Source organism: Bradyrhizobium sp. LB8.2 (assembly GCF_040548035.1).
In the GTDB taxonomy this organism is placed as follows: domain Bacteria; phylum Pseudomonadota; class Alphaproteobacteria; order Rhizobiales; family Xanthobacteraceae; genus Bradyrhizobium.
On sequence record NZ_JBEPQV010000034.1, the window covers coordinates 87,753 to 100,741 of the forward strand.

The following is a 12,989-nucleotide window of genomic DNA, read 5'->3' on the forward strand; positions in this document are numbered from 1 at the left end:
CTACTCGGTGCCTTCCGAGCGGAAGATCGAGATCGAGATCGCGCGCCCTTGCGAGAAATTATAGCCGTCGATGCGCGTGCCAACCTTGTAGCGCAGCCCGATCGCCTCGGCGCGCTGCACGAAGCCGCGCTCAGAACGCTGCTCGACCAGCGCGAAACGGCAGCTCCCCTGCCGCAGGAAATCCGCCGCGCCCGAACCGTCGGTGAGCAGCGTCTGCGTGCCGGTCAGGAAGACGAGGCTCGGCTCGTGATAGCCGGCCGCGGCCGCCTTCGGCCCGACGCAGGTGACGTTGCGAAGTGCGCGTGCGACCTCGATGCTCGGAAACACCGGCGTCAGCGACGGCAGCACGATGCCGTAGACCACGACCGCCAGCATCAGGGCTGCGACCAGCGCGTTGAGCAGCGAGCGTTCGGCGTGGTTGTTGTCGTGAAGCCACCACGCGAACAGGCCGAAGATCAGCGAGGCCGCGATGAACGGCCAGGCCACGAAAGCAGGCTGCCGCGTCAGCATCACCGCGCCGACGACTGCGATGATCGAGCCGCCAACGGGGATCGCGAACCACCAGGCCGAGCCGCGCATCAACCAGGACCAAGACAGCACGCGCCGCTCCAACGCGCCGGCGGTGAGGATCGCGATCGCAGGGTAAAGCGGCAGCACATAATGCGGCAGCTTGGTCAGCACCGCCTCGAACACGATCCAGGACGGGACCAGCCAGGCCAGCAGGAATTGCGCGCCGGGCTCGCGCCGCGCGCGCCAGACTGCGGGCGCCGCCATCGCCGCCAGCGGCGCTCCGGGCCAGAACGTGATCCAGAACAGCACCAGATACAGTCCAGGCGGCGCGCCGTGGGATTCCTGGGCGCCTAACTTGCTCAGCATGTCGCCACCGACGGAATCGGCGAAGAAGGCATCGCCCGCGCGCCAGAAGATCGCGACGAACCAGGGCAGCACCAGCACCAGCATCCACATCAGGCCCCAGAGCGGACGCAGCTTCCATAGCCAGGAGGCGTCGCGGTCCTGGATCGCGAGCGCGACGATGGTCAGGCCGGCGAACATCAGGATTAACGGCCCCTTGATCAGGATGCCGACGGCGAGCGCGGTCCAGAAGATCGCGGGCCAGCTCCAGGGCGGATGCGTCTCGTCCTCGGCGCGCTGCCACGACAGATAGGCCCGTGCCATCGCGCCCATGGCGGCGACCACGCAGAACAGCAGCATCGCGTCGGTTTTCGCGAGCCGTGCCTCGACGCCGAGCAGCACGGAGGCACTCATCAGGAGCGCGGCAAGCACCGCGGCGCGCCGCGTGACGAAGCCGAGCGCCGTCCAGTAAGTCATGAGCACGGCGCCGATCGCGCCGATCAGCGAGGGGAGCCGATAGACCCAGATGCGCAATTCGGCCCGCGGCAGGCCGAGCGCCGATGCCGTCTCGACCGCGGCCGATTGCAGCCAGTAGATGCCGACCGGCTTCTTGTAGCGGACGTCCTCCTGGAAGCGGATGTCGACATAATCGCCGCTCTCGACCATCTGCTTGGTCGCTTGCGCAAAGCGCGCCTCGTCGCGGTCAACCGGTGGAATCGTGAAGAAGCCCGGCAGGAACAGCAGCAACGCGCAAACCAAAAGGAAGCCGACCGCGCGGGCGTGGCTGGCTGTGGCGATGTCGAACATGGACACGAGCCGGCTACCCGGATTCACCGGGGATTTCGGCTCGCGGGGAGCTCCAAAACGGGGTGTGGGGTAGGTCTCGGCCATTGGTTCCGCTTACGCTGAAACCGTTATTGCCACAACCGCTTGAGGCAGGGTCATTGAATTCGAATGACGACTGTGTCCGCGGCGCCCGTGGCGTCGATGACGGTCAGCCGCGCAAAGCCCGGACCGGGCGGATCGATCAGCCGCTGGCGCCGTCCGTCGATCTCGCCCAGCGCCGTTCCGTTAACCATGACGGTCATGGGCAGGACGCCGCCCGCGACCTTGACCGGCATGGCCGCACCGCCCTCGCCACCCGAGCGATCGACATCGATCCGCGAGCCGTTCAGCGGGAACTGGATGTGCAGAGCCTGTTCGCCCCCAGCCCGTACCAGATCACCGACCGGGCGGAACCGCCGCAACGGCAACGGCAGCTTCGCGTTGCTGGCGACCAGGGTTCCCTTCGGTGGTTTCGGCAACGGGACGAGCATCTTGCCGGTCCGGGCGAAGGCGTCGAACAGGATCGGCGCGGCGGCAACCCGGCCGATCAGGCCCGGCACCGGCGCGCCGTCGGGCCGGCCCACCCAGACGCCGATGGTCATGCGGCCGTCGAAGCCCATCGACCAGGCGTCGCGGTAGCCGTAGGAGGTGCCGGTCTTGAAGGCGATGCGGTTGTGGGCCGCGTTCTCCGGTGGCGGGGTGCCCAGCAGCACATTGCCCACCTGCCAGGCCGCGACCTGATCGAGCAGCCGCAGCGGCTCGCGGTCGTCCCTGTCAGTCGTGACCTCGCGCAGCGGCTTGGTGGTGCCGAGCCGGGCGAAGCCCGCATAAAGCTGGGCGAGGTCCTGCAGCGTCACGCCGACACCGCCAAGGCCCATGGCAAGTCCCGGCGCCTCGTCCTTGGGCAGCACCAGATTGCCGCCGGCCTGGCGCAGCCGCGATGCCAGCCGGCTCGCGCCGACGCGGTCGAGCAGGACGATCGCGGGCACGTTCAGCGACATCTGCAGCGCCTTCTTCACCGGCACTGTGCCCTGGAACGTCATATCGAAATTTTCCGGCGCGTAGGAGCCGAAGCGCACGGGCCGATCGTCGATCAGACTGTCGGGATGAACAAAACCGTCCTCGAAGGCGAGCCCATAGATGAACGGTTTCAGCGTCGAGCCCGGCGAGCGGATGGCACGGGTCATGTCGACCTGCCCTGCCCGGCGCTCGTCGAAATAATCCGCCGAGCCGACGCGGGCGAGCACGTCACCGCTCTCGTTATCGACCACGATAATGCCGACCGAGATGTTCGGCCCCAGCGCAATGGCGCGGTCGCGCGCCAGCGACTCCAGCACCTTTTGGAGGTTGGCATCGAGCGTCAGCTTGATGACGGGCGTGTCCTTGGCCGTCGCAAGCGCCGCATCGGAGGCGTGCGGCGCCAGGATCGGCATCGGCTTGCGCAGCTTTGGCACGGCAACGGCCTTGGCCTGCGTCGCGTCGTCGAGGCTGATCTGATGCTCCTCGACCATACGGTCAAGCACGCGGTCACGCGCTTTGCGCGCCGCATCGGGATAGCGATCGAGCCTGCGGGTCTCCGGCGATTGCGGCAGCGCGACCAGCAGCGCGGCCTCAGCCAGCGACAGCCGCTTCGGCTCCTTGCCGAGATAGGCGATCGAGGCGGCGCGAATGCCTTCGAGGTTGCCGCCGTAAGGCGCGAGCGCGAGATAGAGATCGAGGATCTGCTCCTTGCTCAAGCTCCGCTCGATCTCCATCGCACGAATTATCTGCCGCAGCTTTGCGTAGAGCGAGCGCTGCCGCCGCGGCTCCATCAGCCGTGCGAGCTGCATCGAGATGGTCGATCCACCCGAGACGATGTGGCCGCGCGTGGCGAGTTGTAATGCGGCCCGCCCGAGCGCCAGCGGGTCGATGCCGTCATGGGCGTAAAAACGCTGGTCCTCATAGGCAAGCAGCAGCTTTAGATAAGTCGGATCGACGTTCGCCTTCGTCTCGACCGGCAGCCGCCAGCGCCCGTCCGCCATCGCATAGGCGCGAAGCAGCTTGCCGTTGCGGTCGACGATGGTGGTGGAGACCTGGCGGGCTTCGTCGAAGGGCAGCGGGCCGAGGGAGTAGACCCAGGCGACGAAGCCGACAACGGCGAGGATGAGCGTGAGCGCGAGGCCGGAGAGGAGGCGATGGCGCCTGCCCCTTGCTCCGTCATGGCCGGGCTTATCCCGGCCATCCAAATGGTCTCTCACCACATCGCTCATCTCGCCATCACTCACTTCGCCGCCCGCACCTCGACGGTGCCCGTCCCGGTGCGACCGTAGCGCGAGGGATTGTACATGTCCTCGACATAGGCCTGCGGCAGCACGTATTTGCCGGGCGAGACCACACGCACGACATAAGCCACCGTGAAGACCGCCTTGGAATCCGAGGCCCGATCGACGGCCGCCGTGAAGCGGTCGTCGCGGAACTCGGTATCCTCGGGCTCCTGGCCGTCCTCGATCCAGCCCAGCGTGCCGCTGTCGCCCGACGACACCAGTTTTGGATTGTCGATCTCGAGACCGGCCGGCAGATAGTCGGACACCATGATGTGGCCGTACTCGGGCTTCGCCTCGGTGATCTTCAGCACAACAGCGAAGCGGTCGTTCTGCTTGACCTTGCTGATATCGGCCGGCTTGCCGTCGAGCGTGAAGAAGTTGCGCTCGATCTTGAAGCCGTTCGATGCCGCAGGCTCGGGCGTCACCGGCGAGCCCGACACCGAGATCACGGCCTGCACCGGCGCGTCACCGGTGTTGGTAATCTTCAACGGCTTGCCTTCCAGTGTCGTGGCCTTGTAGCTGCGATAGAGCGCAGTCTTGACCGGCTGGCCGTCGACCTCCATCGACAGGTTCTCCTTGGCGAGCGCGCGCGCCGCCAGCACCAGCCACGCATTCTCCTGCGTGGAGGTGTAGGGCGTGAGCCCACGCGCGGTCTCGACCCGCGACACCGCCTGCGTCAGCGTCGCCTTCGGCGCGTTGCCTTCGCTGGCAAGCGACACCAGCGCGGCTGCATCGCGGAGCTGCGAGCCGTAATCGGTGCGGCCGAATTCCAGCACGGGCTTGGGCGAAAGGCTGTCGAGGGCTGCGCCATAGACCCGTTCTGCGCGGTTGCGGTCGCCGACCAGCGCGAGCGCGGCCGCGAGCTGCGACTTCGCGATTGGCGTCGCGAGGTTGGAGAGCTTGGTGTCGGCGAGATAGCGAAGATCGCCGATCGGCGCTGCACCGTTGCGCGCGAGCACGTAGAGACCGTAAGCGAGGTCGCGGCCGCCGTCCTTCTCCGGCTCGTTGCCGTTGACGACCGAATTGCGAATGCGGTCGAGTGCGGTCTTGAACAGGACATCCGGCACCACAAAGCCCTTTTCGCGGGCCCGGGTCAGGAAGTCCGTCACGTAGGCATCGAGCCAGGCGTCGTCGCCGCCGGCCGACCACAGGCCGAACGAACCGTTCGAGCCCTGGCGCGCCAGCAGCCGTTCGATGGCATCGCGGATGCGCTGGTCGACCTCGGTATCCATGGCCAGATGCGCGCCCGTAGCGAGCTCGTTGACATAGAGCAGCGGCATGGCGCGGCTGGTGATCTGCTCCGAGCAGCCATAGGGATAGCGGTCGAGCGCTTTGAGGATCGTCGCCGCATCGAGCGCGGTCGACAGGCTCGCCGAGACCGAGACGCTGCCGGTGCCCGGCACGAGATCGGCGAACATGTCCGAGGTCAGCGTCAGGCTCTCGCCCTTCGCCAGCGTCCGGATCGAGCGCCGCGCCAGCACCTGGGTTGCCGCCTTGACATCGAGCGCATAGTGGCGCGCCAGCGCCAGGCCATTCGGTCCCTTGATGTCGACGTCGAGCGTCGCCTGCCCCGCCGCGGTCGCGTCGACAGCGAGTGTGAACGAATTGCGCTGCTTGGCGGCGAGCTTCACCGTGGTTGCGGGATTGCCGGTCATCTTCACCGGGCCGCCCGTCTTCACGTCGATGACGTAGTCGCCGGCCTGCCCTTCGACATTGTCGATCTCGAGATCGACCGTGCCGTGGTCGCCGTTGAGCAGGAAGCGCGGCAGGGTCGTGGTCAGCACGACAGGGTCGCGGATCACGATGTCGACGTTGGCGCGGCCCAGCTTGGTCGCGGTCCACGCCACCGCCATCACGCGCGCGGTGCCGGCGAACTCCGGAATGTCGAAGCTCACTTCCGCTGTGCCGTCGGCGGCAACGGTGATGATGCCCGAATAGAGCGCGAGCGGCTTTTGCGCGGGCGGCGAGCCCTGGAGCTCGGCGGAACCGGCGTCGCCGCCGGATTTGATCTGTCCGCGCGTGCCCGACATGCCGTCGATGAGTTGCCCATAGAGATCGCGGATCTCCGCGCTCAGGCGGCGCTGGCCGAGATAATAATCGTCCGGCGCCGGTGGCTTGTAACTGGTGAGATTGAGGATGCCGACATCGACCGCGGCGATGACGATCTTGGCGTCCTCACCCGGATTGAGCCCGTCGAGCTTGATCGGGATCTTCAGCATCGCATTCGGCCGGATCAGCGCCGGCGGCGTCAGCTTCACCTGGAGCGTGCGGGTCCGCTTGTCGATGCCGAACCATTTCAGGCCGATCGCGCGGCCCGGCATGCGTTGCGCGGCCGTGTCGAGCGGACGGCGCAGCGTCGCCACCACATAGGCGCCGGTGCCCCAGTCCTTGCCGACCGGGAACTTCACCTGCGCGGTGCCCTCCTTGACGTCGATGGTCTGCGTCGTCAGCAGGCGATCGCCGAGCAGGTTGACGGTCAGCTTGCCGGCGCTGCGGACGTTGACCGACACGGTCATGGTGTCGCCCGAAGCGTATTGCGGCTTGTCGATCGAGGTCTCCAGCAGGTCCGGCGTGTCGGCGCTGCCGTCGGAATACCAGCCGACGTCGAACTGCACCGAGGTCACCGGGCCGTCGGCGTCGTTCGACTTCACATCCAACCGGTAGCGGCCTGGCTGCGGCGTCAGCGAAATCCGCGACGGCTTGTCGGCGGCAACGGTGACGTCACCGTCAGCGACGCGCGACGTCGACTTGACCGGCTCGTATTCCCAATAATTGCTCTGGCGATACCATTGGTAGCGCGACTCCATCTTCAGGAGCTCGTAGCGCAGGCCGTCGCGGCGAAGCCTCTCGCCCGCGGGCGAGACGAACACGACTTCGAACTCGGCCTTGTCGCCCTCCGCGACGTTCTTGTCGCCAAACAGCGGCTTGATGCCGATCATGGCGGCCACGGGTGCGACCGGCAGCACGATCTTACGCTCGACGGCGCGGCCGCCGGTCTCGACCATGCGGACGAAGATCTGCGCTTCCTGGGGACGCGTCGAGGCCGGCTGCTTGTCGAGCGTGACCGGGAAGGTTGCAACGCCGTTGGCGTCGGCCTCGGGCAGGTTCTCCAGCGGCGTGCGCTCGTTCGAGGTGGTCTCTTCGTCGGCGACGCCGAACTGGTAGCCGGCAAAGCCCGGACGTTCCGATGCGGGCGCGACCAGCATGTCGCCTTCGAGCGCCAGACCCGAGGCCGGCACGCCATAGAGGAAATGACCGTCCGCCTTAAGCTCCACTGGAGCGTTAGCTTTGATCAGCTTGTCCTTGGCAGACAAGTCGAATTCGATCCTGTCGGGAACGTAGTCCTCGACCATGAAGGTGGTCTCGCCGACCGAGGAGCCCTTCGGGTCGGTGAAGGCGCGCACCCGCCAGGTCCCGGTCGGCACGGCCGAGTTGAGCGGCACGGCCAGCGTGCGGCCGCCGGCGCCCTGGTCGGACACCACAGCGCGGCGGAATTCGACGCCATCAGGGCGCTCGATCACCAGGGTCATCGGCCCGCCGGTGACCGCATTGCCCTGCCCGTCGCGGAGCAGAGCGGTGAGATAGACGGTCTCGCTGGAGCGGTAGACGCCGCGCTCTGCATAGACGAAGGCGTCGGCGCCCGCAGGCACCGCGCGGCCCGAAACGCCGCGGTCGGACAGGTCGAAGGCGGAGGTCTTCAGGCTGAGAAAGGCATAGTCGGCCTTCTCGCCCGTGACCGTCAGCATCGCCGGCGACAGGCCGCCCTCGCCGCGCGCAAGCCCGGCCTCAAACAGCACATGGCCGCTGTCGTCGGTCTTGCGCGTCGCCAAAATCTCGTTGTTGCGCGCGACCAACCGCACCTCGGCTTTGCCGACCGGGTCGGTGGACGCCAGCGAATTCACGAACACGTGGATGCCGTCATTGCCGGAATAGGCTGCGACGCCGAGGTCGGAAACGATGAACCATTGGGTTGCGAGTTGGTAGTCGTCGTCCGAGCCCGGCCCCTTGGCCGCGGCCGTCATCACGTAGACGCCGGGCTGGAGTTCGCCGAGCGCCTGATCGACCGGGAACGCGGTGGTGACGTCCTGGTTCAGCGTCATCGCGGTCGCGAGCTCGCCGGTCCAGACTTTGACGCCGCGCTCACCGCCGAGGTCGCTGAGCTGATACTTGGACAGCGTCTTCTGGAAGTCGCTGTCCACCACCGTGTTGATCAGATTGCGGTCGCCGATCCGGAACACGTTGATATTGACCGCGGGCGTGTTGACGCTGACCAAGGGAATGCCGCGCTGGCCGGTCCTCGGCAGCACATAGGCGCGGCTGTTGAAGCGCACGAACGGTTTGCGGTCGCGCACATAGACGTTGAACTCGGCCGATTTCGGCAGGCCCTCCTTCACGGTGGACGGCAGGCCGGCGCGCAGATTAATGTTGTAGCGCTCGCCGTGCTTCAGCCCGTCGACGCAGAGCTGCTTGCCCTCGGCCGACAAAGCCGGCTTGTCCTGGCCCGCCAGCGCGAGGTACGGCGCGAAATCGGTGCGTTTTGCCAGCTCCTCCGAGAACTGGAAGCAGGCGCGCGGGCTCGCCGAGTCCGAGTCCACGGTGTAGTCGAGCAGCCGAAAACCGTGCTCGTCGCGCATTTTCTCATACTGGCCGCGGACGTCGGCGACCTCGCGCATGTCGAGCGACAGCCGCAGCGCATCCAGCGACGGCCGCCATAGTTTTCGTTCGGACAGCGACTTGCCGAGCACGGCGAGCGCGTCGGCCTCCTCGCCCGGATTACCGGCGCGCTGATAGGCGATGTAGGCGGCGGTCGAGGCGCGCTCCAGCAGGAATGTCTGCTCGCTCGAGCTCTTCGGCGTGATCTGGAAGATGACTTTTGCCAGGTGCAGCCAGTTGCCGGCATCCTCCGGCGCGGTCGCCGCGACCTGGCCGAGCACCGACAGGCCGGTGCGATAGTCATTGCGCCGGAAGGCAGCATCGGCGTCGGTGCGCAAGCTCGCGCGGGTCTTGGCGACCGGCCCCGCCTCGCCCTTGATCTGCGCCTCCAGCTTGATCGCGGAATCGGCGAGATCGTCGCGCTTGAAGGCCTTGTCGGCGGCCTGCGCTACGCTAAGGCCGAACGCCAGCGTGGCGCAGAGTGTGACGGCGCGAACAAGACCGATCATGGATGGACTCCCGGAAATCGCGGACGAACGCCGCTTGTCGCATGAAATGCGCGGAAAGGTGACGGACTCAAGGCGATGGAACCAAAGGTGCAAATCGTCGTATTCGCCATGACTAGGCAAGCCCAGAGGAGACCGATCAAGACACCGCCGCGCACGCCGTCCTGATGGCGCAGCAATACCGGACCAGTCGACCGTCGGCCGTGTCCCGGAAGCTGGTAAGCGTTCCCGGCGATGTGATCCATCGTCCAGTCCGCTGCCGCTCAACCCGGCACCCTGACACCCCACCGTTCCGCTTTGTCGCGGCTTCGAGGAAAACGGTTCGGTTCAGGCTTGGCTAAAGACGATATTTTTCATAATGGCATGGTAGATGAACAGCTGGCCCGAAACCAGGGCGGCTCAAAACGGTCCCGTAGCTCAACTGGATAGAGCATCAGATTTCTACTCTGAGGGTTGCAGGTTCGATTCCTGCCGGGATCGCCAGTCTCCAAGACCGGGGACATCGGCGACAGCGTCCGCCAAGCAGCCTAATGCGGCGCAGCTGCCGATCCATCGTCCTTCACGAATGCGTGGGAAGCGTCACCCCGAACTTTCAACCGGCCAGATCAGCCTTATCTACCCGCCGGGCGAATTGAGCTCGATAAGGACTCCGATGCCGCTATCCGAGTGGACGAGAATGGCGATCGCATCTGCGGTGGCTGTAATCGCAATGTCGTATTTGGCAATCGACGCAGGCGTCGTGAGCTCCAGCGGTATCACAAAACGAATCGAGACGGCGCGGGCTTCCATCGCGGGCACGGCGGTGAGTCAGTATCAGCTCGCCTTCGCCGTCCAGGCATGGGCGGGTCGCGGCCACCAGAAGCCGGCCTTGGAAGCATGCTTGGCGACCGATTGATTCAGGCGCGGCAATAAATCGGCCGACCGGTTGGTCATTGGTCCAGAGTAACGAACTCAGCCGTACCTGACACCCTTCTTTCACTCATCTTCAAGCCGTCATTGACTCGACGCCCACCACGCGGCGATGGCCGCGCCAAGCTCATCCCACAGCTCCGTCGGCAAATCGGGCACCGCCACCCGCACGCTGTACTCACCCGTGGTCGCGTTGTGAAACCACTCCGTCGCGGCGAAATCAAAACCGAAGCTGCCGGCGTGGCGGATCGGAAATCCCTTCCCGCTCAGGTCCCGGCTCATGTCTTCGGCGGCTTGCTGCGCGCTGGCCTGGTCGAGCGGACGCTGGCCGCGCAGCGTGACATAGAGGCCGTGGGTGAAGTGGAGCTCCGCTGAAAGCTGCGCCAATTCGGAGGCAAAGTATCGGCGCATGCGTCGGCCGTTGCGCAGCATCGCGGCGATGCGTTGTCTTGTCAGCCTCCAATAAGCGGCGGTGCCCACATAGGGCGGAAAGTGCGCCGGGAGCGCCGCGCCGCCGAGCAGGCGCACGGCCTCGCTCGTTTCCCGCGCCAGGCGCTCGCAGAACGACGCGTTCGCGCCCTCGCCCGGTCTGACGAAAGCCGCAGAACCGAGCCGGCCATATTCCGCCCCGAGCGAATCCAGCTTGGTATGGCTTCGCACCATCACGACGGGGATTCCGTATCGCCGGGCCCAACCGAGCACGCGCCGGATGCGGCCCGATCCGCCGGCAAAACATGTCGTATCGAAAACCAGCAGATCGAGCGCGGATGGATCAACGCGAAGCGCCGCTTCGAACGCGCCGGCCGGGACGCATGAATCCAGTAGCAGAATCCGCCGCGAGCCCGCCCGCGCCAACGCATCGCCGAGCGGCAGCTTCAAGCTGACAAGCCGCAAATGCGGAACGAAGCGTTCGATCAACTCGATCGTCTCGCCGTAGCAGCCCGGCATCACCAGAATATCGGCCTTTCCGATGACCCGCGTCGAGGCCAGCAGCAGAGCCGAGATCGCGGCCATGCCCGAGGCAGTGTAGATCGCCTGTTCGGTGCGGCCGCATTGATAAAATGACGGACCGCGTACCTTAAGGTCGGCGCGCTGGTAGTCGTAGCTGAACGTGAATGGGCCGCTGGTGGGAGGCGCCGCGTGCGACCAGGCCGTCTCCGTGGCCTTCCACTGATGCAACTCGTGCTCTGCCCGCAGCGCCGCCGTGACCCGGAATTTGGACTTGATGACGTCGTCGACAGATCGCGGACATGCGAGATGCACCGGATGACTCAGGCAATCGTTCAACAGCCTGATCTCCCTGTGCTTCCGTTCCAGATAGGCCTCAATGCTCTCCATGCGGACCCGAAAAGTGCAACTGCCGTTCAACGTTTCGGAGGCGCGCTGGGTCCTACCACGACTGCCGCTTTGCAACGAAGACCGGTCCTCGCTGTTAATGCTGCATAAGGAGAACAACATGAGCGAAATCAGAGAGCATATGAAACTCATCGGCAAGGACGGCGCCCATGTCGGCACCGTCGATCGCGTCGAGGGCAACCGCATCAAGCTGACGCGGAAGGACAGCCCGGAGGGTCACAAGGACCATCATCATTACATCGACACGAAATATGTCGGTGCCGTTGAAGGCGATGTCGTCAAGCTTTCGGTGAATGCCGACGCGGTGCCGAAGTCGGAAGCCGCCTGAAACAGTGAGCCCCTTCGGGGGCTTTTTGTTTGTTCACGGTCTCGCTCTGCTTCGTTCTCTGAAACGAATCGCGATCAGGAAATCGCCTTCGGAACGAGTCTTAACGCCACGTTTCGTCGGCTCGCCTCAGGCGTCGAACGTCACGAGCACGGGCCGCAACCGGTAGGCATCGATCGCGGCGTTTGACAGTAGCAATCTTCGCCGTTCTCCGCGGAGCATCATGCGGTCGATCCTGTTCAGGATGAACTGGGCCGCCTCCCTGTGCTCACCGGTGAGCAGGCCGGAGTGGTCGAGATATTTCCAGGCAATCTCGAAGGACTGTGCGCGTAATTCGGGGTCGGTCATGGCCGCTCAACGCCGGCGGGGAACGGACGTTCCTACGGCGAACCGCAACCGGCTCCTCCCGGCCGCCCTTGATGATCCCGAGAGGATGGATTGAGGGACGCGGAACGAACCTGCGATCAGCGTGTTGAATATTGAGTGGTGCCGATCTGCCAGCCCCGATCGGCCCTAGAGAGCCCCGTGCTTGTCCCCCCGAGCACGGGGTTTTTCGTATGCACACGGGCTTTTCTCGTGAGAGCGTCCGCTCAATCCGCCCCATCCTCGCGCCGGTCGCGGGCGAGTTGATGCCAGGCCAGGGCCAGCTCGATGAGGCGCTGCCGGTCGGGGCCGTCGGCTGCCACGGCGCGCTTCATCGCCGCCTCGGCTTCGTGCTGTGGATCGTACTTGGTACACATGAGGCTCAGACTAGCCGAACGATCTGGACAAACGCATGGCAATTTCGTCCGGATGATTGCGGGGTTACCACCCACCCCCAGGGATATGCCGCGCGAAGCCGAGAGGCCGCTCCACACAGACCGAACTGTGAAGTACGTCACAGCCTGCGCCCGGCATCTCCGCTAAACAGCCTTCATCGCTCCCAGGAGAGCGAGAAGGCATGGGAGGTGTTTCCCGTCATGACACAAGAAGCCGCAGCCGGAGTTGCCGCCCCGACGCAACGCGAAAGATCCGACCCGCTCGGCATCGCATATCTTGCGACCATCGGCATCGTGATGCTGGCCTGGATCGCAGGTCTGGTCTGGGCCGCGATCGCGTTCTTCAACTGGCTGGTATCCTGACCCGGGGGACGATCAGTCTCTCTCAATTCTCGGCCAACGCCAAATCGGGATAGGGGGACGCCTCGCGGCGTCGCCCCTCCCACACCACCGTACGTACGGGTCCGTATACGGCGGTTCGGTGGATTATGCGGGTCTCGGA

At 65.5% G+C, this 12,989-nt stretch carries 9 protein-coding genes and 1 tRNA gene; 3 read left to right on the forward strand and 7 right to left on the reverse strand.

The genetic code is table 11. The annotated features are described in order from the left end of the window. The 3 genes from ABIB06_RS31770 to ABIB06_RS31780 are packed head-to-tail and all read right to left on the reverse strand — an operon-like array spanning position 1 to position 9,142. Positions 1-1,743: an ArnT family glycosyltransferase gene (locus tag ABIB06_RS31770; RefSeq protein WP_247445664.1), complete on the reverse strand. Its 1,743-nt coding sequence runs from the start codon at positions 1,741-1,743 to the stop codon at positions 1-3. Between the two features lie 50 nt (positions 1,744-1,793). Beyond that, positions 1,794-3,902: a penicillin-binding protein 1C gene (pbpC, locus tag ABIB06_RS31775; protein WP_354125686.1), complete on the reverse strand. Its 2,109-nt coding sequence runs from the start codon at positions 3,900-3,902 to the stop codon at positions 1,794-1,796. A 35-nt stretch (positions 3,903-3,937) separates the two neighbouring features. Beyond that, entirely contained in the window at positions 3,938-9,142 is a 5,205-nt protein-coding gene (locus ABIB06_RS31780; RefSeq protein ID WP_354050629.1) for an alpha-2-macroglobulin family protein, read from the reverse strand. A gap of 403 nt (positions 9,143-9,545) precedes the next feature. Here ABIB06_RS31780 and ABIB06_RS31785 point away from each other — a divergent pair. Further along, positions 9,546-9,622: transfer RNA gene (locus ABIB06_RS31785), tRNA-Arg, on the forward strand. 132 nt (positions 9,623-9,754) lie between these two features. Here ABIB06_RS31785 and ABIB06_RS31790 read toward each other — a convergent pair. Next, on the reverse strand, positions 9,755-9,928 hold the full coding sequence (locus tag ABIB06_RS31790) for a hypothetical protein (RefSeq protein ID WP_354050631.1): 174 nt from the start codon (positions 9,926-9,928) through the stop codon (positions 9,755-9,757). 204 nt (positions 9,929-10,132) lie between these two features. Continuing rightward, positions 10,133-11,386 (reverse strand): hypothetical protein, encoded by a 1,254-nt coding sequence (locus ABIB06_RS31795; RefSeq protein ID WP_354050644.1) that lies wholly within the window; start codon positions 11,384-11,386, stop codon positions 10,133-10,135. A 118-nt stretch (positions 11,387-11,504) separates the two neighbouring features. On the opposite strand from ABIB06_RS31795, the gene ABIB06_RS31800 reads away from it, so the two are divergent. Continuing rightward, positions 11,505-11,732 carry a DUF2171 domain-containing protein gene (locus ABIB06_RS31800; protein ID WP_354050633.1) on the forward strand — a complete coding sequence of 76 codons (228 nt, stop codon included), beginning with the start codon at positions 11,505-11,507 and terminating at the stop codon, positions 11,730-11,732. Between the two features lie 126 nt (positions 11,733-11,858). Here the strand turns inward: ABIB06_RS31800 and ABIB06_RS31805 are convergent, their stop codons facing one another. Beyond that, complete coding sequence (locus ABIB06_RS31805) at positions 11,859-12,077, reverse strand: hypothetical protein (RefSeq protein WP_247349068.1); 219 nt, start codon at positions 12,075-12,077, stop codon at positions 11,859-11,861. Positions 12,078-12,319: 242 nt separating this feature from the next. Continuing rightward, positions 12,320-12,469 carry a hypothetical protein gene (locus ABIB06_RS31810; protein WP_354050635.1) on the reverse strand — a complete coding sequence of 50 codons (150 nt, stop codon included), beginning with the start codon at positions 12,467-12,469 and terminating at the stop codon, positions 12,320-12,322. Between the two features lie 219 nt (positions 12,470-12,688). Here ABIB06_RS31810 and ABIB06_RS31815 point away from each other — a divergent pair, with 219 nt between their 5' ends. Next, entirely contained in the window at positions 12,689-12,850 is a 162-nt protein-coding gene (locus ABIB06_RS31815; RefSeq protein WP_354050637.1) for a hypothetical protein, read from the forward strand. Positions 12,851-12,989 lie beyond the last annotated feature (139 nt).

Coding starts and splice junctions, on each gene's coding strand:
- ABIB06_RS31780 (WP_354050629.1), bottom strand. CDS start 9,142: ATGATCGGTCTTGTTCGCGCCGTCACACTCTGCGCCACGCTGGCGTTC.
- ABIB06_RS31790 (WP_354050631.1), bottom strand. CDS start 9,928: ATGGAAGCCCGCGCCGTCTCGATTCGTTTTGTGATACCGCTGGAGCTC.
- ABIB06_RS31795 (WP_354050644.1), bottom strand. CDS start 11,386: ATGGAGAGCATTGAGGCCTATCTGGAACGGAAGCACAGGGAGATCAGG.
- ABIB06_RS31815 (WP_354050637.1), top strand. CDS start 12,689: ATGACACAAGAAGCCGCAGCCGGAGTTGCCGCCCCGACGCAACGCGAA.
- ABIB06_RS31800 (WP_354050633.1), top strand. CDS start 11,505: ATGAGCGAAATCAGAGAGCATATGAAACTCATCGGCAAGGACGGCGCC.
- ABIB06_RS31805 (WP_247349068.1), bottom strand. CDS start 12,077: ATGACCGACCCCGAATTACGCGCACAGTCCTTCGAGATTGCCTGGAAA.
- ABIB06_RS31810 (WP_354050635.1), bottom strand. CDS start 12,469: ATGTGTACCAAGTACGATCCACAGCACGAAGCCGAGGCGGCGATGAAG.
- ABIB06_RS31770 (WP_247445664.1), bottom strand. CDS start 1,743: ATGGCCGAGACCTACCCCACACCCCGTTTTGGAGCTCCCCGCGAGCCG.